Origin of the sequence: Intrasporangium zincisolvens (assembly GCF_034724055.1) — a bacterium.
In the GTDB taxonomy this organism is placed as follows: domain Bacteria; phylum Actinomycetota; class Actinomycetes; order Actinomycetales; family Dermatophilaceae; genus Monashia; species Monashia zincisolvens.
Map to the genome: position 1 here is coordinate 1 of NZ_JAWIIL010000014.1, position 20,690 is coordinate 20,690.

At 73.2% G+C, this 20,690-nt stretch carries 23 protein-coding genes and 1 tRNA gene; 7 read left to right on the top strand and 17 right to left on the bottom strand.

Annotated elements, in window-relative coordinates:
* Positions 1–3: 3 nt before the first annotated feature.
* Positions 4–84: transfer RNA gene (locus tag RY076_RS22275), tRNA-Tyr, on the bottom strand.
* Between the two features lie 145 nt (positions 85–229).
* Between RY076_RS22275 and RY076_RS22280 the strand changes: the two genes are divergently transcribed.
* Entirely contained in the window at positions 230–724 is a 495-nt protein-coding gene (locus RY076_RS22280) for a YajQ family cyclic di-GMP-binding protein (RefSeq protein WP_323101916.1), read from the top strand.
* Positions 725–822: 98 nt separating this feature from the next.
* Here the strand turns inward: RY076_RS22280 and RY076_RS22285 are convergent, their stop codons facing one another.
* Complete coding sequence (locus RY076_RS22285) at positions 823–1,611, bottom strand: DUF4031 domain-containing protein (protein ID WP_323101919.1); 789 nt, start codon at positions 1,609–1,611, stop codon at positions 823–825.
* A 131-nt stretch (positions 1,612–1,742) separates the two neighbouring features.
* Here RY076_RS22285 and RY076_RS22290 point away from each other — a divergent pair, with 131 nt between their 5' ends.
* Positions 1,743–2,033 carry a WXG100 family type VII secretion target gene (locus tag RY076_RS22290; protein WP_323101921.1) on the top strand — a complete coding sequence of 97 codons (291 nt, stop codon included), beginning with the start codon at positions 1,743–1,745 and terminating at the stop codon, positions 2,031–2,033.
* A gap of 138 nt (positions 2,034–2,171) precedes the next feature.
* Here the strand turns inward: RY076_RS22290 and RY076_RS22295 are convergent, their stop codons facing one another.
* The 4 genes from RY076_RS22295 to RY076_RS22310 form a co-directional block, all read right to left on the bottom strand.
* On the bottom strand, positions 2,172–2,708 hold the full coding sequence (locus RY076_RS22295) for a DinB family protein (RefSeq protein WP_323101922.1): 537 nt from the start codon (positions 2,706–2,708) through the stop codon (positions 2,172–2,174).
* Positions 2,709–2,873: 165 nt separating this feature from the next.
* Positions 2,874–4,505, bottom strand: coding sequence for a chaperonin GroEL (groL, locus tag RY076_RS22300; RefSeq protein WP_323101923.1), 1,632 nt, complete (start codon positions 4,503–4,505; stop codon positions 2,874–2,876).
* A gap of 241 nt (positions 4,506–4,746) precedes the next feature.
* Positions 4,747–5,181 (bottom strand): HIT family protein, encoded by a 435-nt coding sequence (locus RY076_RS22305; RefSeq protein WP_323101926.1) that lies wholly within the window; start codon positions 5,179–5,181, stop codon positions 4,747–4,749.
* Between the two features lie 78 nt (positions 5,182–5,259).
* Positions 5,260–5,790: a hypothetical protein gene (locus tag RY076_RS22310; RefSeq protein WP_323101929.1), complete on the bottom strand. Its 531-nt coding sequence runs from the start codon at positions 5,788–5,790 to the stop codon at positions 5,260–5,262.
* 77 nt (positions 5,791–5,867) lie between these two features.
* Here RY076_RS22310 and RY076_RS22315 point away from each other — a divergent pair, with 77 nt between their 5' ends.
* Together RY076_RS22315 and RY076_RS22320 are read left to right on the top strand one after the other, a co-directional pair.
* Entirely contained in the window at positions 5,868–6,773 is a 906-nt protein-coding gene (locus RY076_RS22315) for an MBL fold metallo-hydrolase (protein WP_323101932.1), read from the top strand.
* Between the two features lie 116 nt (positions 6,774–6,889).
* Entirely contained in the window at positions 6,890–8,179 is a 1,290-nt protein-coding gene (locus RY076_RS22320) for a M48 family metallopeptidase (protein WP_323101934.1), read from the top strand.
* 77 nt (positions 8,180–8,256) lie between these two features.
* Here the strand turns inward: RY076_RS22320 and RY076_RS22325 are convergent, their stop codons facing one another.
* The 6 genes from RY076_RS22325 to RY076_RS22350 all read right to left on the bottom strand — a co-directional run bounded on the left by RY076_RS22325 (position 8,257) and on the right by RY076_RS22350 (position 13,886).
* A complete protein-coding gene (locus tag RY076_RS22325) occupies positions 8,257–9,321 on the bottom strand; it encodes a P1 family peptidase (RefSeq protein WP_323101936.1) in 1,065 nt (354 codons plus the stop codon).
* A complete protein-coding gene (locus tag RY076_RS22330) occupies positions 9,318–9,782 on the bottom strand; it encodes a GNAT family N-acetyltransferase (RefSeq protein WP_323101938.1) in 465 nt (154 codons plus the stop codon). Before RY076_RS22330 ends, RY076_RS22325 begins: the two co-directional genes overlap by 4 nt.
* A gap of 164 nt (positions 9,783–9,946) precedes the next feature.
* Positions 9,947–10,246 carry a DUF3263 domain-containing protein gene (locus RY076_RS22335; RefSeq protein WP_323101940.1) on the bottom strand — a complete coding sequence of 100 codons (300 nt, stop codon included), beginning with the start codon at positions 10,244–10,246 and terminating at the stop codon, positions 9,947–9,949.
* A gap of 357 nt (positions 10,247–10,603) precedes the next feature.
* Positions 10,604–11,965 carry a pyridoxal phosphate-dependent decarboxylase family protein gene (locus RY076_RS22340; protein WP_323101942.1) on the bottom strand — a complete coding sequence of 454 codons (1,362 nt, stop codon included), beginning with the start codon at positions 11,963–11,965 and terminating at the stop codon, positions 10,604–10,606.
* A gap of 54 nt (positions 11,966–12,019) precedes the next feature.
* Entirely contained in the window at positions 12,020–12,667 is a 648-nt protein-coding gene (locus RY076_RS22345) for an HAD family hydrolase (RefSeq protein ID WP_323101945.1), read from the bottom strand.
* Between the two features lie 25 nt (positions 12,668–12,692).
* Complete coding sequence (locus RY076_RS22350) at positions 12,693–13,886, bottom strand: N-acetylglucosamine-6-phosphate deacetylase (protein ID WP_323101948.1); 1,194 nt, start codon at positions 13,884–13,886, stop codon at positions 12,693–12,695.
* 44 nt (positions 13,887–13,930) lie between these two features.
* On the opposite strand from RY076_RS22350, the gene RY076_RS22355 reads away from it, so the two are divergent.
* The 3 genes from RY076_RS22355 (at position 13,931) to RY076_RS22365 (ending at position 17,034) form a co-directional block, all read left to right on the top strand.
* Positions 13,931–14,608 (top strand): uracil-DNA glycosylase, encoded by a 678-nt coding sequence (locus RY076_RS22355; RefSeq protein ID WP_323101949.1) that lies wholly within the window; start codon positions 13,931–13,933, stop codon positions 14,606–14,608.
* Positions 14,605–15,429, top strand: coding sequence for an SGNH/GDSL hydrolase family protein (locus RY076_RS22360; protein WP_323101951.1), 825 nt, complete (start codon positions 14,605–14,607; stop codon positions 15,427–15,429). The genes RY076_RS22355 and RY076_RS22360 overlap by 4 nt, the downstream gene beginning before the upstream one ends.
* A gap of 192 nt (positions 15,430–15,621) precedes the next feature.
* Positions 15,622–17,034, top strand: coding sequence for a ferredoxin reductase family protein (locus RY076_RS22365; protein WP_323101953.1), 1,413 nt, complete (start codon positions 15,622–15,624; stop codon positions 17,032–17,034).
* 121 nt (positions 17,035–17,155) lie between these two features.
* Here RY076_RS22365 and gabT read toward each other — a convergent pair whose 3' ends face one another.
* The 5 genes from gabT to RY076_RS22390 form a co-directional block, all read right to left on the bottom strand.
* Positions 17,156–18,493 carry a 4-aminobutyrate--2-oxoglutarate transaminase gene (gene gabT / locus RY076_RS22370; protein ID WP_323101955.1) on the bottom strand — a complete coding sequence of 446 codons (1,338 nt, stop codon included), beginning with the start codon at positions 18,491–18,493 and terminating at the stop codon, positions 17,156–17,158.
* A gap of 153 nt (positions 18,494–18,646) precedes the next feature.
* Positions 18,647–19,237 (bottom strand): dihydrofolate reductase family protein, encoded by a 591-nt coding sequence (locus RY076_RS22375; RefSeq protein ID WP_323101957.1) that lies wholly within the window; start codon positions 19,235–19,237, stop codon positions 18,647–18,649.
* Positions 19,238–19,312: 75 nt separating this feature from the next.
* Positions 19,313–19,753, bottom strand: a complete 441-nt coding sequence (locus RY076_RS22380; RefSeq protein ID WP_323101958.1) for a VOC family protein — start codon at positions 19,751–19,753, stop codon at positions 19,313–19,315.
* Between the two features lie 5 nt (positions 19,754–19,758).
* Positions 19,759–20,265, bottom strand: coding sequence for an SRPBCC family protein (locus RY076_RS22385; RefSeq protein ID WP_323101960.1), 507 nt, complete (start codon positions 20,263–20,265; stop codon positions 19,759–19,761).
* Positions 20,262–20,678, bottom strand: a complete 417-nt coding sequence (locus RY076_RS22390) for an ArsR/SmtB family transcription factor (RefSeq protein WP_323101962.1) — start codon at positions 20,676–20,678, stop codon at positions 20,262–20,264. The genes RY076_RS22385 and RY076_RS22390 overlap by 4 nt, the downstream gene beginning before the upstream one ends.
* Positions 20,679–20,690 lie beyond the last annotated feature (12 nt).

Consider the following 20,690-nt stretch of genomic DNA (forward strand, 5'->3'; position numbering starts at 1 on the left):
GGGTGGCAGGTGAAGGATTCGAACCTTCGTAGCTTTCGCGACGGATTTACAGTCCGTTTCCATTGGCCGCTCGGACAACCTGCCTTGGTGCGTCTGGAAGGATAGCAAGAGATCGGGCGCGGTCCGAATCGGGGCCACGGCGATGGTTTCGTCGTGTCCGCGGGCCTCACGAGGCGCCAGTCGCACCGCCCCGACAGACCAGACCACAGCATGCGGAAGGACCCCACCGATGGCCGACTCCTCCTTCGACATCGTCAGCAAGTTCGACAAGCAGGAGATCGCGAACGCGGTCAACAGCGCGAGCAAGGAGATCGCGACGCGCTACGACTTCAAGAACGTCGGGGCGTCCGTCGACCTTGCCGGCGACGTCATCAAGATGAAGGCGAACACCGAGGAGCGTTGCCTCGCAGTGCTCGACGTCGTGCAGACCCACCTCGTCAAGCGCAAGGTCAGCCTCAAGCACCTCGACGTCCCCGAGGCCGGGCCGCGCCTGTCCGGCAAGGAGTACCACCTCGACGCGCCCCTCAAGGAGGGCATCTCCCAGGAGAACGCGAAGAAGATCAACAAGCTGATCCGCGACGAGGGCCCCAAGGGCGTCAAGAGCCAGATCCAGGGCGACGAGCTGCGCGTGTCGAGCAAGAGCCGTGACGACCTCCAGGCCGTCCAGCGGATGCTGCGTGAGGCCGACCTCGACGTCGCGCTCACCTTCACCAACCAGCGCTGACGCATCGGGTCCGCCTGCGCCGCAGGCAGACCCGCCAGCCGCACCGACGCGTGCCGTCCGCCTCCGGGTGGGCGGCACTCGCCGTCTCGAGGGTCGCGTCAGGAGGCGGGTGCCAGCCCCCGGAGGTCGGGGAACACCTCGACGGCCAGCGGCCACCAGAAGAGGTGCCCGCACAGCTGCGCGTACTCCTGTGGGGGCACCCATCGCGTCTCGTGGATGCCGTCGTCGCCGTCGGTGAGGGCGGGCCGGACGTCCTCGAGCCGGGTGCGGAACACCTGGAGGAACGGCTTCTCGCGGGTGAAGAGGTTGTCGTCGGTGCGCGGCGTGAACCGCTCGTAGCCGCACGGGAGCACCTCGGGGTGGCGCAGCCGCAGGCCGGTCTCCTCGAAGGTCTCGCGCACGGCGTTCTCCACCGGCGTCTCGTCGCCCTCGCGCCAACCGCCCGGCGAGCCCCACTCGGCGCGGCGGACACTGTGCACGACGACGAAGTCGCCCCGGCGGTCGCGGACGAACACCATTGCCGCGAGGACCCGCTCGGGGTCGAGCGGGTCGTCGGAGGCAACGAGGTCGACGTCGCTCGCGCCGTTGGGGAACCGCACGTCGAGGATCCGCCGGACGCCCCGGTCGCGCTTGCGCTTGCGCAGCCGCAGCCCCGACGCGTTGAGCCGTCGGGCGAGGTCGGCCCCGTCGGTCGGCGTCGCGCCGGCGTCGACGACGTCCTGCCATCGCGCGTCCGGCACGTCGTAGTGGTCGCCGTCGAAGGCCCGCGGGTGCAGCTGCGCCGCACGAGCCACGGCGTGCAGCTCCTCGTAGGAGGTGTCGCTCGCGAGGTGCGCGAAGAGTCGGCCGTGGGCGGGCCAGATCGGCTGGTCGATCCACACGGTCATGACCCGTGAGCCTAGGCCACGACGTCGAGGCCCGCGCCTGTGGATGACGCCCGACGCCCGTCGCGGCACCGACCTAGCCTCGGACCCGAGGCCACCGACCGGTCGGCCACCCGATCGAGCAGGAGGACACCATGACCCGTTCCGTCGTCGACACCGAGCGCATCGCCGCTGCCGCAGCCGACATCAACCGTCTCGCCGACTCCATCACGAGCAGCGCCGCCGAGCTGCGGGGCCGCCTCGCCGGCCTGGGCGGCGACTGGCAGGGGCCGGCCAAGGTCGAGTTCGAGCGCGTCATGGCCGACTACCAGCGCGTCCAGGCCCAGATGACGGAGTCCCTCGGCGACATCGGCCGCCTGACGCTCAAGGCCTCGCAGGCGTACGCCGAGCACGAGACCGCGACCCGGGCCCTCTTCGCCCGCTGAGACCGCCGAGACCGCTGAGGGCCCTGAGTCCTCGAGCCCCTCAGCCCCCGAGCCGGGCCGGCCGGCCCTCCCCCGACGCCGGCCCGCGCGCCGGGGCGGCCACCCGCTCCTACGGGTCGCCGCCCCGGCGCGATCGTGTCAGTAGTACCCGCGTCCGCCGTCGAGCAGCTCGCGGACGATGTCGAGGTGGCCGGCGTGCCGCGCGGTCTCCTCGAGCATGTGGTGCAGCATCCACCGCAGGCTCGCCGTGCCGGACGGCCAGGCCTCGTGGCGGCCGACGTCGTCGAGCGAGTGCGCCGCGATGATCTCGTTCGACAGCGCGCACTGCCGCTCGTAGTCATCCAGCAGCTGCGCGAGCGGCACGCCATCGACGCGCATGTCGTTGTCGAGGTCCTCGTCGCTGCCGTCGTCCGGCTCGTCGAACTGGGGGCCGTCCTCGGGCCGGTCGAGGAAGGCCACCTCGAACCAGGTGTTCTCGGTCCACCGGAGGTGGCTGACGATGCCCGCCACCGTCATGAGCGGCGAGGTGGGCAGCACGACGCGGTGCGCGTGGGCGTCCGACAGCCCCTCGCACTTCCAGCGCACGATCTCGCGCTGCAGGTCGAGCCAGCCGACGAGCTGGGTCCGCTCGTCGGCGACATAGGGCGGGCGGCGTCGTTCGGTGGGGGTCGGCATGCCCGCGACGCTAGCGCCGACGCGTCAGGCGCACGACCGGGTTTCCGGACGAGCCCCATCGGGTGGGCCGGGACGCGCCGGAGGGCGGCTCCCCTGCTGGGGAACCGCCCTCCGGTTCGTTCGACGGGCCGTGGCCCGGGCAATGCGGTGTGGCTCAGGTGGGGCTCAGAAGCCCATGCCGCCCATGCCACCCATGTCGTCGCCACCCGGCATGGCCGGGGCAGCCTTCTCGGGCTTGTCGGCGATGACGGCCTCGGTGGTGAGGAACAGCGCCGCGATCGAGGCGGCGTTCTGCAGGGCAGAGCGCGTCACCTTGACCGGGTCGATGATGCCCGCCGCGAGGAGGTCCTCGTACACGCCGGTGGCGGCGTTGAGGCCGCTGCCGGCCTCGAGACCGCGCACCTTCTCCGCGACGACGCCACCCTCGAGACCCGCGTTGATCGCGATCTGCTTGAGCGGGGCCTCCGTGGCGACGCGGACGATGTTCGCGCCGGTGGCCTCGTCACCCTCGAGCGTCAGGGCGTCGAGCGCCTTGGCGGCCTGGATGAGTGCGACGCCACCGCCGGCGACGATGCCCTCCTCGACGGCAGCCTTCGCGTTGCGGACGGCGTCCTCGATGCGGTGCTTGCGCTCCTTGAGCTCGACCTCGGTGGCCGCGCCCGCCTTGATGACGGCGACGCCGCCGGCGAGCTTGGCGAGGCGCTCCTGGAGCTTCTCGCGGTCGTAGTCGGAGTCCGACTTCTCGATCTCGGCCTTGATCTGGGCGATGCGGCCCTCGATCTGGCTGCGGTCCTCGGCGTCCTCGACGATGGTCGTCTCGTCCTTGGTGACGACGACCTTGCGAGCCTTGCCGAGCAGGTCGAGGGTGGCGTTCTCGAGCTTGAGACCGACCTCCTCGGAGATGACCTGGCCACCGGTGAGGATCGCGATGTCGGTGAGCATCGCCTTGCGACGGTCGCCGAAGCCCGGGGCCTTGACGGCAACGGACTTGAAGGTGCCGCGGATCTTGTTGACCACGAGAGTCGCGAGGGCCTCGCCCTCGATGTCCTCGGCGATGATGAGCAGCGGCTTGCCGGACTGCATGACCTTCTCGAGGAGGGGCAGAAGGTCCTTGACGGAGCCGATCTTGCTGTTCGCGACGAGGACGTACGCGTCGTCGAGGACGGTCTCCATGCGCTCGGTGTCGGTGACGAAGTAGGCCGAGATGTAGCCCTTGTCGAACCGCATGCCCTCGGTCATCTCCAGCTCGAGGCCCATGGTGTTGGAGTCCTCGACGGTGATGACGCCTTCCTTGCCGACCTTGTCCATCGCCTCGGCGATGAGGCCGCCGATCTCCTCGTCGGCCGCCGAGATGCTGGCGGTGGAGGCGATCTGCTCCTTCGTCTCGACCTCCTTGGCCGACTCGAGGAGCGAGGCGGAGACGGCCTCGACGGCCTTCTCGATGCCGCGCTTGAGGGCCATCGGGTTGGCGCCCGCGGCAACGTTGCGCAGGCCCTCCTTCACCATGGCCTGGGCGAGGACGGTGGCCGTCGTCGTGCCGTCACCGGCGACGTCGTCGGTCTTCTTGGCGACCTCCTTGACGAGCTCCGCGCCGATCTTCTCGTACGGGTCGTCGAGCTCGATCTCCTTGGCGATCGAGACGCCGTCGTTGGTGATCGTGGGGGCGCCCCACTTCTTCTCCAGGACGACGTTGCGGCCCTTCGGGCCGAGGGTGACGCGGACGGCGTCGGCAAGGGTGTTCATGCCGCGCTCGAGACCGCGACGCGCCTCTTCGTCAAACGCAATGGTCTTGGCCATTCGGGTGGTTCCTCCCACGCGAATCGATGGTGGCGGCCCGCACGACGCCCGCGACGGACGGGGCCGGACCCGGCAGCTCACGTCGCTGCGGGCCCGAGCCCCTCGGCGTGCGGCCCAGTTCTGTCACTCCCACAGGGAGAGTGCTAACGCCATTATTGGCACTCTCACCCGGAGAGTGCAAACAGCAGGGCGGCCCCGCCGGGGCGGCACGCGTCCCGCACGCGTCCCGCACGGCGACGCGTCAGGCCCGGGCCGGCTCCGCCGGCGGCGCGAGCACTCCTGCGAGGCGGGCCGCGTAGTCGGCCGACTCGGCCTCGGAGGCGTAGGTCGTGCGGGGCCAGAAGAAACCGCGCAGGCCGTCGCCCTTGGTCCGCGGCACGACGTGGACGTGCAGGTGCGGCACCGACTGGCTGACGACGTTGTTCATCGCCACGAAGCTGCCCTGGGCCCCGAGACCCTCGACGACGGCACCGGCGAGCCGCTGCGCGGCACCGAGCAGGGACGCGTGCAGCGTCGCCGGCAGGTCGAGGAGCGTGTCGACGTGCTGGCGCGGAACGAGGAGCACGTGCCCCTTGAACACGGGCCGCCGGTCGAGGAAGCCGAGCAGGTCGGGCTCGTCGAGCACGACGTCGGCCGACAGGTCACCCGCGACGATGGAGCAGAACACGCAGTCCATGCGCTCAGGCTGCCACGCCGGGACGACACCGGCCCGCAGGCCTCGGCCGATCCCGACGCGTCAGCAGCTGATGAGGCGTCAGCAGAAGATGAGCAGCCAGCAGCCGGGCTTGCTCGAGGTGGGCGAGGGCGTCGGCGACGGCGGGGCCGGCGGGGTCGACGAGCTCGGCTTGGGGTGCGGCTTCGGCTTCGGACCGTTCGTCGAGGACGGCGACGGCGTCCCGGTCGACGGCGGCGTCGAGGGTGCCTGCGTCGTGGGCGGCGCCGGCGCCGTGCTCGTCGAGACGGCGCTCGTGCTCGGGTCGGCGGTCGCCGACGCCGTCGCGGGCACGATGGTGGCGGTCGCGGCGGGCACGGACGTGGCGGCGCTCGAGGACGAGGACGAGTCGCCCGCGGAGGTCCACCACGGCTCGTCGGTCGCGGTGCTCGAGAACTCACTGCCGGGCAGGCTCGGGAAGACGCCGGACGACATCGCCTCGTCGCGCCAGCTGTCGCCCGAGAAGAGGGCGACGCCGCCGACGCCGGCCAGGACGATGGCGGCGAGCGCGGACAGCAGGAGCACGAGACGACGGTTGGCGCGTGGAGGGCGAGCCCCGGAGTCGAAGGACATGGGCCCCAAAACTAGACGAATCGCGCGCTCTGCGCCTCTCGAGCCCGTGCCGACGGTTCAGGGCTAGCGTGGCGGGCATGGACTCCGAGACGCGGATCACACCCGGGCACCCCTCCCGCCCCGCCGGGTTCGTCGAGGTGGCAGACCGGGTCCTCGTCGCGCGCTACCCCGAGTGGGACGTCAACGTCGGCCTCGTGCTCGGCCGCGACGGCGCCGTCGTCGTCGACACCCGCGCGAGCGGCGCGCAGGGCCGGCGGGTCCTCGAGGACGTGCGCCGGCTCGGGCGCGACATCGTCGTGACCCACGTCGTCAACACCCACGTCCACTTCGACCACACCTTCGGCAACATCGCCTTCGAGGCCGCGACGATCCATGCCCACGACAACGTCGGGCGCACCCTGGAGGCGCACGCCGAGCGCTACCGGGCCCTGTTCCGGGCCGACCCCGGAGACGCACCGGAGGCCGGGTACACGGCGCGCGACGTCGCCGACGTGCTCGCGACGCGCGTCCGGCGCCCGGACCGCACCTTCGGCACGCACGCGACGATCGACCTCGGCGACCGCGTCGTGACGATGGCCTGGCACGGACGCGGCCACACCGACGGCGACATCGCCGTCACCGTGCCCGACACCGACGTGCTCTTCCTCGGCGACCTCGTCGAGGAGAGCGCCCCGCCGTCGTTCGGCGACGACTGCTGGCCGCTCGACTGGGCCGACACGCTGTCCGAGCACCTCGTCGAGACCTCGGACGACACCGTCGTCGTGCCCGGGCACGGCCGGCCCGTCGACGTCGCCTTCGTCGCCCGGCAGCGCGACGAGGTCGCCGCCGTCGCGGCCGTGGTCCGCGAGCGCCGGGACGCCGGGTCCGACGTCGACGACGCGCTGCGCGAGGCCGACCCGCGGCTCCCCTACCCGGTCGAGGGGCTGGCCGACGCCTTCCGCCGCGGCTACGCCCAGCTGCCCCCGCTGCCCCGGCCGACCTGAGGCGTCCCGCAGGAACACGGCCGCCGTTGCAGGAAGCTGCGGATCCGGGCGAACCGGGCACACGCGCGTCGACCCGCGGCTAGAGTTCGCGCGCTCACCCCAGCCCGAGGAGCCCTGTGTCCGACCTGCATCCCGCCTCGCCCGACGCGCCCGCCGCGGCCACGACGACGACCGCGCCGACGATCCCATCAGCGTCGCGGCCGACCCGGGAGCCGTGGTTCACGCGTCGGCGCCGCGAGGCCGTCGACCGGGCGGCGCACGCCGGCCACGCCGAGCTCGTCCGCCTCGTCGCCTCGGGGCGGGCCCCCGCGACGCGGACGGCGCAGGGCACCGCGGTCGTCGCGGCGTCGGTCGTCGTGCTCGGACTCGTCCTGGCCGCGGTCGCGCTGCTGGCCCGGGCGACGTTCGCCGACAAGGGGCTGTGGGGCTGGGTGCTCGTCGCGCTCGGCTGGGTCGTGGTCGCGCACGTCGCGCCGCGCCCGGTGCGCCTCGAGGCCGAGGCGCTCGACGCGTCGACGCACCCGGCCACCCACCGGCTCGTCTCCGCCGTCGCCGAGGCTGTCGGCACGACGGCCCCTCGCGTCGTCGCCGTCGACGGCGACCTGGCCGCAGGCGTGGCCAACGTCGGCTGGCGGATGCGACCCGCCGTCGTCGTCGGGCTGCCCCTGTGGACGATGCTGCGGCCCGAGCAGCGCCTCGCCCTCCTCGCCCACGAGCTGGGCCACCTCCGGGGTCGTGACACGTTCACGGCAGCGCTCGTCGGCCAGGCCCACCGGGTCCTCGAGCGGCTCGCGACCCTGCTCGTACCCCTCCCCCGCGGCGCCTTCGGCGAGCTCGAATGGCTGTCCCCGACGGTCGGGGTGTCCAGCGCCTTCGGCAACCGGATGGGCGCGGCCCTGCTGCGCGTCGTGTCGCTGCCGTTCGTCGCGCTGCTGCTCGGGTTCGAGCGGCTCGTCTCGGTCGACGCCCAGCGCCGCGAGTACCTCGCCGACCTCGCCGCCGCGCGCGTGGCCGGACCTGCCGCGGTCGTGCGGCTCCTCTTCACCGTGAGCGGCCTGGCCGGCGTCCACACCACGGTCGCTGCGGCGGTGCGCCGGGGCGAGGACCCCTTCGACGCGCTCGAGGCCGTGGCCGCCCGCCCCGCCCTGGGCCCGGGCCAGCTCGCCGCGGCACGCCGCCTCGCGGCCGAGTCGGGCCGCCGGTGGGACGACTCGCACCCGCGCGACGACCTGCGGATCAGCCTCCTCGAGGCGCTGCCGGGCACACCGTCGGGCGTCCTGACCGGCCGTGGCTCGGCCACCGCCACCCTCGCCGCCCTCGAGGTCGCGGCGAGCGCCGAGCTCGCCGGCCTGCGCCGAGGCCTGTCCCGGTCGGTGCGCGACGACCTGCTCGAGTCCCACCTCTAGGCACTCGTGGCACTCGCGACGAGGTTCGCGGGCGCGTCGGGCCCCACCTCGATCGCCGGCCCTTCAGGGACCGGGCCTCAGTGCGTCGCGGACGGGAAGGCCTCGCGCCACGACCGCAGGGCCACGCCGCCGTCGGCGGTGCGCTCGACCGACGTCGCGGCGAGCAGCGCGTGCGCGATGGCCCGCGCGACACAGTCGGCACCCGCCTCCATGAGCACAGTGAGCCCGACGGGGTCGGGCGCCGGGCCGCTGCCGGTGGCGAGGGCGAAGAGCGTGTCGCCGTCGAAGAGCGTGTGGACCGGCTTGATGGCCCGGGCGAAGCCGTCGTGGCCGATGCCGGCGAGCTTGGCGCACTGGGCCTTCGTCAGCGTGGCGTCGGTGGCCACGACCCCGATCGTCGTGGCCAGCCCGGGCATCCCGACCCGGGCAGCGGCGAGCGCGTCACCGCGTTCCCGCGCTGCCTCGACCTCGTCGGCCGCCGGGATGCCGACGCCGGAGAACTCGTCGTCGAGGCCGTAGCGGACACCGTGGATCACCCCGGTGGCCGGGTCGACGGCCGAGCCGACCGCGTTGACGGCCACGAGCGCCGCCACGATGACGCCGGACTCGAGCACGACGCTGGCCGAGCCGACCCCGCCCTTGAGCCCGCCCGCCTTGGCCCCGGTGCCGGCACCGACGCAGCCCTGGAGGGGCGCCGCCTCGCCGGACGCGTCACGCGCCGCCTCGTAGGCGACGCGACCCTCGTCGGCTCCCGGGTGGTGCTCCCACGTGCCGGCACGGCCGAGGTCGAAGAGGATCGCGCCCGGGACGATCGGCACGACGTGGCCCTCCCCCATCGGCCAGCCGCGGCCGTCTGCGAGCAGGCCGCCGGCTACCCCGTCGGCAGCGGCCAGGCCGAGCGCCGAGCCACCCCCGAGGACGACGGCGTCGACGCGGTCGACGAGGTTGCGCGGGTCGAGCAGGTCGGTCTCGCGGGTGCCGGGCCCGCCGCCGCGCACGTCGACGCCGGCGACGGCCCCACCGCGCGGCGTCAGCACGACGGTCGCGCCGGTGAGCCAGCCCGGCTCGTCGCGCGTCGCGTGGCCGACGCGCAGGCCTGCGACGTCGACGAGCGAGTTGGTCGGGCCGGGGCGAGCGGTCACGATGGGTCTCGCAGGTCGAACTCCATGAGCGTGCCCGGCGAGGTGAAGCCGAGCCGCGCGTAGAACTCCTGGGCCTGCGCGTCGGGGGCGTTGAGGCGGATCCACTTGACGTCGGTCGTGCGTGACCACTCGATCATCGCCTCCGTCAGCGCGCGCCCGACGCCGCGGTCGCGACACGTGGGGGCGACGAAGAGGCCGCCGACGTGCAGCCAGCTGACGTCGCGCCGGCCCGGCCAGGGCAGGGCCCGGATGCGCCGCGTCTCGAGGATGCCGGCGTGCTCACCACGGCTCTCGGCGATCCACGTCGGGCGGTCGGGCCGCTCCTGCAGCCAGGCGTCGACGAACCGGTCGAGGTAGCCCGGCTCGGACGGCATGCCCAGCTCGCGGGCGAACTGCAGGTGCAGCGCGGCGACGATGAACGCGTCGTCGGCCCCGGCGCGGCGGATCGTCACCTCGGCCATGGGGGAAGTGAACCACGCTGGCGACGCGCAGGGGCGCACGTCCGCGCTGGCGCGCGGGGCCCGGCCGTGCACAGCCGGAGACGCTCAGGAGGACACCCGGAGGACGCAGGAGGACGCCAGAGGACGGCAGGCGCCGGTCGGCTCCGTCCCCGTCGGGCGACGCGTCAGACGTTGATGCCGAGGCGCCGGCTCGTGCGGGCCCGCTGGCGGCTGGCGCGCATCCGGCGCAGCCGCTTGATGAGCATCGGGTCGGCCTCGAGTGCCTGCGGGTCGTCGAGGAGGGCGTTGAGCACCTGGTAGTAGCGCGTGGAGCTCATGTCGAACAGCTCCTTGATGGCCTGCTCCTTCGAGCCCGCGTACTTCCACCACTGGCGCTCGAAGGCCAGGATCTCGAGGTCGCGCTCGCTGAGGCCACCCTCGGACTCGTGGCGGTGCGGCTGCGCCGTGGCGTGTTCTGTGCTCATGTCCCCGTCTCGTCGCGTCGTGCGGCTCGGTCCGTGCTGTCCTGCTGACTGCCGTGCTCGGCTGTCCTGCTCGCCCACCGCGGGGCCGGGCCCGGTGCGGCTGCGTCGACGACGGGCCGCGCCGGTGCCGACCCACCCCCGGTGGCGGTGAGCAGCACGGGTGCTGCTGCGTTGGCTCCGGGGCCAACCCTAGACGCAAATGACAGAGGTGTCATTCAGCCTGCGGGAGGCTCGCCGGGGTGTCACCGGGTTTCGGTGGGGCGATGTCGGCAACGCTGCCACACCGGTCACCACAGCCCCAGGAGCCGCATACGTCACACCGTGTACGACCCCTACCGAGCTGTCGTCGGGCGGGCGTCAGGACATCGTATCGAGGATCGCCGAGACGTCCTCCTTCGTCGTGTGCGGGTTGACGATGGCGAAGCGCGTCAGGGTCTCGCCGCGGAAGGTCGTCGGCACGACGAAGGCGAACTCCTGGCCGAGGAGCCGGTCGGTCCACGCCGCGTAGTCCTCCGGGCCCCAGCCGAGGCGCCGGAACACGACGACCGACAGGTCCGGCTCGCGGACGACCTCGAGGTAGGACCGGCGGCCGATCTCGTCGGCGGCGAACCGGGTCACCTCGAGGGTGCTCTCGATCGCCTCGACGTAGGCGTCGGTGCCGTGGACGGCGAGCGAGTACCAGAACGGCAGGCCGCGGGCGCGCCGCGTCAGGCCGATCGAGTAGTCGGTCGGGTTCCACTCCGGCGCCGAGGTCAGCACGTCGAGGTAGCCGGCCTCCTGGGTGTGGGCCACGCGCGCCACCTGGGGGTCGCGGTAGAGCAGCGCGCAGCAGTCGAACGGCGCGAAGAGCCACTTGTGCGGGTCGACGATGAAGGAGTCGGCGTGCTCGATGCCCGCGAAGAGGTGGCGCACGGACGGTGCGGCGAGCCCGGCGCCGCCGTACGCGCCGTCGACGTGCAGCCAGATGCCGTACTCGCGGCACACCTCGGCCACCGACGCGAGGTCGTCGACGACGCCGAAGTTCGTCGTGCCCGACGTGGCCACGACGGCGAAGAACGACTCGGGGCCGTGCTCCTCGAGCACCTGGCGCAGCTCGGGGCCGGTGAGGCGCAGCTTCTCGTCGACGGGCACCCCGACGACCTCGGCGTCCATGACGGCCGCCATCGACACGACCGAGGAGTGGGCGTTGTCGGTGGCCGCGATGCGGTACGGACGCGCGCCGGTGCCGGCCTCCTTCGCCCGGGCCCGGGCCGTGTGCCGGGCCACGACGAGCGCCGACAGGTTGCCCACCGTGCCACCGGGCACGAAGACGCCCCCGGCCGACTCGGGCAGGCCGACGAGGTCGGCGATCCAGCGCAGCGCCTGGTTCTCGGCGTAGATCGCGCCGGCACCCTCCATCCACGAGCCGCCGTAGATCGACGACGCGCCGACGACGACGTCGAAGGCCGCGGCCTCACGCGTCGGGGCGCACGGGATGAAGGAGAGGTAGCGAGGGTGGTCGGTGGACAGGCAGGCCGGGGCGAGCGTGTGCTCGTAGAGCTCCATGGCCCGCGTCGAGCCGAGGCCCGTCGGGGTGATCGTCTGGCCGACCGCGGCGTGGAGGTACTCCTGCGTCTGGGCGCCGTCGAGCGGGATCGGGTCCATGAGGAGGCGCTCGCGCGCGTAGCTCAGGACCTTGTCGACGGCGACGTGGTCGGCGTCCTTGTCGAAGCTGTGCACCCGCCGATGCTAGGGCCTCACCGGGGGTCCTCCGACACCCCGGCGCAGCGCGGATCAGCCGAGGAGCGCCTCGCGCAGCCCGGCCGCGTCATGCGCGACGACGGTGGGCCGCACCCCGTGCAGCGACTCGGTCGTGCCGGCGCCCCACGTGACGGCGAGGGTGTCGACCCCGGCAGCCTTGCCGGCGAGCACGTCGACGACCGCGTCGCCGACGTAGACGGCGTCGTTGGAGCCGCGGCCGAGGCGCTCGAGACAGAGCAGGATCGGGGTCGGGTCGGGCTTGTGGCGCTCGGTGTCCTCCATCGCCACGAGGTCCTCGACGTGCTCGGACAGCCCGAGGATGTCCATCGCCTGCTCGGCCGACTCGCGACGCTTGGAGGTGGCGACCCCGACGCGGACGCCGGCGGCGCGGAGGTCGCCGAGCACCTCGCGCACGCCGTCGTAGCCGCGGATGAGCCGCTCGGTGTTGTCGGCGTTCCACTGCAGGTAGGTGGCGTAGAGCTCGTCGGCGTGCTCCGGCGAGTGGTCGCGGAAGGCGTTGATGAGCGGACGGCCGATCCACGAGCGGATGACCGTGGGGTCCTCCTCGCAGCCGAGCACGGTGCGGAACGCGTGCTGGTACGACTCCACGATGAGGTGGATCGTGTCTGCGAGGGTGCCGTCGAGGTCGAAGACGGCGGTGGTCCAGCGGGGAGAGGTCACCGGCCGAGCCTAGGGCCTGGAGGGCTCAGCCGAGCCAGCGCCCGGCGCGCATGACCCGTCCCACCCGGGCCGACGCGTCGACCACCACGAGGTCGGCCCGCGCGCCCTCGGCGAGCACGCCGCGGCCCTCCAGACCGAGCGCCCTTGCGGGAGTTCGGGACCCGCTGCGGGCGGCCGAGGACAGCGGCACACCGGACGCGACGGCCCGGGCGACGACGTCGGCGACGTGGGCCGTGCCACCGGCGATCGAGCCCGGTGACGAGCCGTCCGGATCGTGGGCCAGGCGGGCCACTGCGTCGCGCACGACCACGTCGAGGCCGCCCAGCACGTACCGGCCGTCGCCGACGCCGGCAGCCGCCATGGCGTCGGAGACGAAGGCGACACGGTCGACGCCGACGAGGTCGAGGACGGTGAGCACCGTGTCGTCGGAGACGTGCGCGCCGTCGGCGATGAGCTCGACCGTGGCGGCCCCGCGGGCGCCGGCCCGCAGCAGCGCGGCGACGGCGCCCGGCTCGCGGTGGTGCCACGGGTCCATGCCGTTGAAGAGGTGGGTCGCGACGTCGGCGCCGGCCGCGAGGGCCTGCTCGACCTGCGCGAACGTGGCGGTCGTGTGGCCGACGGCGGCGTGCACTCCGGCGTCGGTGAACCAGCGGACGGCGTCGAGGCCGTGGGTGCGCTCGGGCGCGAGCGTCACCTGGCGCAGGTGGCCGCGGGCCAGGTGCAGGAGCCGCTCGACCTCGGCGAGCGAGGGGTCGCGCAGCAGCGTCGGGTCGTGGGCTCCGCAGCGCGCCTCGGCCAGCCACGGGCCCTCGAGGTGGATGCCGTCGACGAGGCCGTCGTCGGCGAGCTCGGCCAGCATCGCGACGCCGCGCTCGAGGTCGGCGGGCGCCATCGTCACGAGGCTGGCGACGACACTCGTCGAGCCGCGCTCGTGGTGGTGGCGCGCCGTGGCCTCGGCCGCTGCGTCGCGCAGGTCGGTGAACGCCGTGCCCCCGCCGCCGTGGCAGTGGATGTCGACGAAGCCGGGCAGCAGGGTGCCGTCGACGCGTTCGACCCGCTCGATGCGGTCGGCGCGTTCGGCAGCACGGGCGTCGGCCGGCGGCTCGGCGCCGGGGGCCAACGGGGTGACAGCGGCGATCCGCTCCCCCTCGACCCGGACGAGGACGTCGGGCAGGACGGTGTCGCCGACGAGGGCGGGGCCGCGCAGTGTGAGGTCCATCGGGGTCGATTCTGTCGCACCGGGCGCGGGGGTAGCGTGTGGCCGTGCCAGCGCGACCCCTGAGCGAGCTCGTCCACCCGACCTGGGTGCCCGCCCTCGAACCCGTCGCCGGCACCCTCACCGCGCTGGGCGAGTTCCTCCGCGGCGAGGTCCAGGCCGGTCACGGCTACCTTCCTGCCGGTGACGCCGTGCTGCGGGCCTTCTCGCTGCCGCTGCCCGACGTGCGCGTGCTCGTCGTCGGCCAGGACCCCTACCCGACGCCCGGCCACCCCGTCGGCCTCAGCTTCAGCGTCGCCCCCGACGTGCGCCCCGTGCCGCGCTCGCTGCAGAACATCTACACCGAGCTCGGCACCGACCTGCGCCTGCCGACTCCGGCCAGCGGCGACCTCTCGCCGTGGTTCGAGCGCGGCGTCATGCTGCTCAACCGCGTGCTCACGGTGCGCCCGGGCAAGTCGGCGAGCCACCAGGGCAAGGGCTGGGAAACCGTGACGGCACAGGCGATCTCGGCTCTCGTCGAGCGCGGCGGCCCGCTCGTCGCGATCCTCTGGGGCCGCCAGGCGCAGTCGCTCGCGCCGATGCTCGGCGACGTCCCGCGCATCGAGTCCGCCCACCCCTCACCGCTCTCGGCGCGGTCGGGCTTCTTCGGGTCGCGGCCCTTCAGCCGCACCAACGAGCTGCTCGCCGGGCAGGGGGCCGACCCCATCGACTGGAGCCTGACATGACCCAGCCCGCACCCGGCGTCCACGTGCCGCGCGTCTGGACCCGCTTCGTCGCCATCGGCGACTCCTTCACCGAGGGCATGTGCGACGACGACCCGACGTTCGCGCACGACGGTGAGTTCGCCGGCTGGGCCGACCGTCTGGCCGCCCACCTCTCCGGGATCGCCACCGCCGCAGGGCAGGACTTCGGCTACGCCAACCTCGCCGTGCGGGGTCGCAAGCTCGCCGACGTCGTCGGCCCGCAGCTCGACGACGCGCTCTCCCTCGAGCCCGACCTCGTCAGCATCGTCGGCGGCGGCAACGACATCCTGCGCCCCAAGGCCGACCTCGACGGTCTCGCCGCGCGCCTCGAGGCGGCCGTGGCCCGCATCCGCGCGACCGGCGCCGACGTCCTCATGGCCACGCCGGTCGACCCGGCCGACGCGCCGCTCGTCAAGGCCACCCGCGGCCGCGCCGCGATCCACTCGGCCAACATCTGGAGCATCGCCCGCCGCAACGGCGCCCACGTCATCGACCAGTGGGGCCTGCACGCGCTGCGCGACTGGCGGATGTGGTCCGAGGACCGCATCCACATGACGCCCGAGGGGCACCGACGCGTCTCGCTCGCCGCGCTCGAGGCGCTCGGGCACGCACCGTCCGAGGCCGGGTGGGAGACGCCACTCGACCCCGCTCCCCCGATCAGCCGCCGCGAGGCGCTCCAGGCCAACGCGCAGTGGGCTCGGGAGTACGTCGGGCCGTGGGTGCACCGACGCCTCACCGGCCGCTCCTCCGGCGACCAACGCTCGGCCAAGCGCCCCGACGTCACGCCCGTCGAGCCGGACTGACCGACGGCGAGAACCTCTGCGGCGCAGGCATTTCGCCCGATGCGCCCGAACCGTGGTGGTCCGTCCCCGCTGCCTTAGGCCGGGCTTAACACCGGCTTGAAGTCCCGCGCGGGACGCCGCTCCTAGGCTGCCGCTGTCGCACCGTGCGCGGACGCCGACGGGACGCAGCGCGGCGCGCGGGAAGGAGCCGCCGTGCACCGCGATCCGGCGTCCGAGGACGCGGCGTCACTGCCCTCCCAGACGCCTTCGAGCACGGCCCCGCGACGCCTCCGGGGCGGCGCGACCCGACGGCTCCTCGCCCCCACGATGTGGGTGCTGCTCGTCATCGCCGCCATCGGGGTGCCGCTGCGCATCCTCTGGACGGCGCCTGAGTCCTCGCACCAGGGCTTCTGGCGGGTGGCGTCCCTCATCGCAGCGCTCGCGGCGGCCTCGCTGCTGCTGCTGACGTTCGTGCTGCCGAGCCGCTTCAGGCCGATCACGGGCTACCTCGGCGTCGAGCGACTGCTGCGCAGCCACCGCGCGCTCGCGCTCATCGCCGTCGCGCTCGTACTGGCCCACGTCGTCGCGGTGCTGCTGCGCCCGGGGCCGGGCCTCGGCGTCCTCGACCTGCGCACCGCCCCTCCTCGTGTGTGGGCGGCGAGCATCGCCACCCTCGCGCTCATCGGCCTCGTGACGCTGGGGCTGACCCGCCGCCGGCGCCGGCCCCGCTACGAGGGCTGGCGGCTCGTGCACGTGCTCCTCGCCAACGTCGCGCTGCTCGCCACCGCGCTGCACGTGCTCTGGCTGCAGGACCTGACGCGCTGGGACCAGACCCGCTACTGGCTGATGGCCCTCGGCGTCGCCATGCTGCTCGCCGTCGCCCACCGCTGGGTCTGGCGACCGCTGCGGGCGCTGCGCAACCGGTACGTCGTCGACGAGGTGCGCCAGCCGGCGCCCGGGGCCACGACGCTGGTGCTGCGGGCCGTCGGTCACCGTGGGGTGCCGTTCCGGCCGGGGCAGTTCGCCTGGCTCAAGATCGGCGCCTCCCCGTTCGTCTTCGAGGAGCACCCGTTCACCATCTCGTCGGACGCCACCGAGCCGTGGCGCAAGGAGTTCACGATCAAGGGCCTGGGCGACTTCAGCGAGATCGTCGCGGGGCTGCGGCCGGGCCGGCACGTCTTCCTCGACGGGCCGCACGGCGCGTTCACCCTCGACGGGCTGCGCTCGGACCGTTTCGTCCTCATCGCCGGCGGCGTCGGCATCACCCCGATGCTCAGCATGCTGCGCACCCTGGCCGCGCGCGGCGACCGGCGCCCGGTGCTGCTCGTCGTGGCCGGGCGCACCGCCGACGACATGCTGCACCGCGCCGACGGCGAGCACCTCGAGGAGAACCTGGACCTGCAGCTCGTCGAGATCCTCGAGGAGCCGCCGCAGGACTGGGAGGGCGAGGTCGGACGCTTCACGAAGGAGACGCTCGAGGCCGCGCTGCCGACCCGGCGCCGGAAGGAGCGCGTCGACTACTTCATCTGCGGGCCGGGCCCGATGGTCGCGGCCGCGACGCGCATCGTCAGCGACCGGGGCGCGCCGTCGCGGCGCATCCACACCGAGCTGTTCGACGTCGTCTGAGCGGCGACGCACCGACCGGCCGGACCGGCCGGCCCGAGCAGCCCTCCCGGCGCGGGTGCCCGGACGCGCAGAGGCCGACCCGCCACGAACGCGGGTCGGCCTCGATGCGTCGTACAGCCTGTCAGACGCTGGCGGCGAACGCCTCCTCGAAGATGTCGAGGCCCTCGGAGAGCAGGTCGTCGCTCGCGGCGAGCGGCGGCAGGAAGCGGAAGACGTTGCCGTACGTGCCACAGGTCAGCGTCACGAGACCGGCCGCGTGGCAGGCCTTGTTGACGGCCCCGGTGAGGGCGGCGTTCGGGGTGAGGTCGCCCTCGCCGTTGACGAGCTCGACCGCGAGCATGGCGCCGCGGCCGCGGATGTCGCCGATCTGCGGGTACCTCGCGGCGAGCGCCTCGAGCCGGGGCACGAAGAGCGCCTCCACCTGCTTGGCCCGGCCGCAGAGGTCGTCGGCCTTCATCGTCTCGATGGCGCCGAGGGCGGATGCGCACGCGACGGGGTTGCCGCCGTAGGTGCCGCCGAGGCCGCCGCCGTGGACGGCGTCCATCATCTCGGCGCGGCCCGTGACGCCGGCGAGCGGCAGGCCGCCGGCCATGCCCTTGGCCGTCGTGATGAGGTCGGGGACGACGTCCTCGTGCTCGCTGGCGAACCAGTCGCCGGTGCGGCAGAAGCCGGTCTGCACCTCGTCGGCGATGAAGACGATGCCGTTGTCGCGGCACCACTCCGAGACCTGCTTGACGAAGCCGGGCGCCGGCACGATGAAGCCGCCCTCGCCCTGGATCGGCTCGAGGATGACGGCGGCGAGGTTCTCCTCGCCCACCTGCGCGTGCACCTGCGACACGAAGACGTCGAACGACTCCTTGGCGCAGTCTGCGGGGCCGCCCGGCCAGCGGTACGGGTAGCTCATCGGCGCGCGGTAGACCTCGCCGGCGAAGGGGCCGAACTTGTGCTTGTACGGCATGTTCTTCGCCGTCAGCGCCATCGTCAGGTTGGTGCGGCCGTGGTAGGCGTGGTCGAACGCGACGACGGCGTTGCGGCCGGTGTAGTGGCGGGCCACCTTGACGGCGTTCTCGACGGCCTCGGCGCCGGAGTTGAAGAGCGCGGAGCGCTTCTCGTGGTCGCCGGGCGTCAGCTCGTTGAGGGCCTCGGCGACCTCGAGGTACTCCTCGTACGGCGTCACCATGAAGCACGTGTGGGTGAAGTCCTGCACCTGCGCGGTGACCCGCTGCACGACGCGCGGGGCGGCGTTGCCGACGGTCGTGACGGCGATGCCCGAGCCGAAGTCGATGAGCTGGTTGCCGTCGGCGTCGACGAGGATGCCCCCGCCGGCCTTCTCGACGTACACCGGCAGGCCGGTGGAGACACCGGCGGACACGGCGGCGGTCTTGCGCTGCTGGAGCTCGACCGAGCGGGGGCCGGGGATCGCGGTCCGGAGGACACGCTGCTGGGGGACGCTGCTCATGCGCGTCAGTATGCCGCCCGGGGGCGCGTTCCGGAAAGCGGGGTGGGCGCGGCCGATACCACTCATTCCGTGCACGAGCGACGCGTTCGGTCACGGACTCAGCGGCGAAGGGCATCCTCCACGACCGAACGCGTCGTCGACCTCCGAGACCGGTCAGGCGGTGGAGGGCACCGGGCCGGCCACCCGGTAGCGCAGGTGCACGGTCTCCGGAGTGCCGACGCACTCGAGCAGCTCGAGCCGGACCTGCCCGACGTCGAGGCCCTTGAACATCGCGGTGCCCGACCCGAAGAGCAGGGGCGCGACGTGGAGCGAGAGCTCGTCGACGAGTCCGGCCGCGAGGTACTGGCGGCCGACGTCGGCGCCGCCCATGACGGTGACGGTGCGGCCCTCGGCGGCGGCCCGCGCCTGGTCGAGGGCCGACTCGAGGCCGTCCGTGACGAAGGTGTAGACGCCGCCCTCGGGGACCGCTCCGGGGTCGGGCGGCTCGTGCGTGAGCACGAATACCGGGCGACGCGCGTCGCCGGACGGACCGTCGGGGCCCCAGGACGGGACCGCGTGGTCGTAGTTGGTGCGGCCGGTGATGACGGCGCCGAGGTCGGCCACGGCGCGCTCGAGGTAGTCGTGGTCGACGAGCCAGCCGTGGAGCTGCTCGCCGCCGGGGCCGAGGGGCTCCTCGGCGCTCTGCGGTGCTGCGGTGACGAACCCGTCGAGGGACAGGCTGATGTCGAAGACGACCCTGCTCATGGCTTCTCTCCTGGTTGGTGTGGCACGGCCGGCGGCACACCCTGTCGTCGCGCCGCCGGCCACCTGCATGTCGGGTCAGAGCTCGACGCCCTCGCCGAACCGGCCGCGGTGGTCGGCGGGGATGAGCGGCTGCTCGGCCCGGGCCTTGATCTGCTGGACCGCCCACGTGTTGCCGTCCGGGTCGGCGAACCCGAAGAACGTGCCACCGTCGCGGGGGTCGATGGTCTGGACCTCCGAGCACTCGACGCCGCGCGAGACGAGCTCGGCGCGGGCCGCCTCGGCGTCGGCCACGACGAGCTGGACGCCCTTGAGCGATCCCGGCGCCATCTCCTGCTGGGCAGGGATGTTGCCGACGACGATCGAGCAGCCGGAGCCGCGCGGCGTCAGCTGGGCGACGTGCATGTGCTCGTTCTTCGTGTCGTGGTCGAGGTGGAACCCCACCTGGTCGCGGTAGAAGGCGATCGCGGCGTCGAGGTCGCTGACCGGGACGATGACGACCTCGAGGGTCCAGTCCACGGCGCTCAGCCCTTCGACGCGGCGTCGGCGGGCGCGCTGGAGGAGGCTGCGACGAGCTCGTCGAGGCGCTCGTAGCCCTCGACCATGCCCTTCTCCATGCCGCTCTGGATCATCATGTCGCGACCCTCGACCGTGGGGCCGACGCTGTGGCCCTCGAGCCGGCAGCGGCCGTCGCCGAGGTCGACGAAGCGCATGAACTCGATGGCGACCTCGTCGGGGGCGCCCTCGAACTCGAAGGTCTGGATGGCGAGCTCGTTGTCGCGGACCGTGTGGAACGTGCCCCGGAAGCCGTAGACGTTGTCGCCGTCGCGGTGGGTGTAGCGGTAGCCGCCGCCTGAGGTGAAGTCCCAGTGGTCGATGACCATCTCGTAGCCGCGCGGGCCGAGCCACTGGCGGACCAGCTCGGGGTCGCGGTGGGCGTTGAAGACGGCGTCGACGGGGGCGTCGAACTCGCGTGTGAAGTCGATCCACGGCACGCCGGCGGGGGCGTCGATGTTCAGCGGGTTGTTCATTTCTGGTGCTCCTCGGTGGTGTCCTGATGGTTGGGGGTGATGGTGCTGTCGGTACTGCTGGTGGTGCTGTCGGTGCTGCTCTGGGTGCGCGCCAGGACGGCGTCGAGGCTGCGGAAGCGCTGCTCGGCGACGAGGCGGTAGCGGTCGATCCAGGCCGTCAGGGCCTCGAGCCGGGCGGCCTCGAGGTGGACCGGACGCCGTTGCGCGTCGCGGGTCCGGCTCACGAGTCCGGCGGTCTCGAGCACCTGGATGTGCTTGCTCACGGCCTGCTTGCTGATCGAGAACGGTTCGGCGAGCTCGTTGACGGTCGCGGCGCCCCGGCTGAGGCGGGCGATGATCGCGCGCCGCACCGGGTCGGCCAGGGCCGCAAAGGCGCGGTCGAGGTCGGCCTCGGACACCGGCGAGAGAATCATTGTCAACTAACT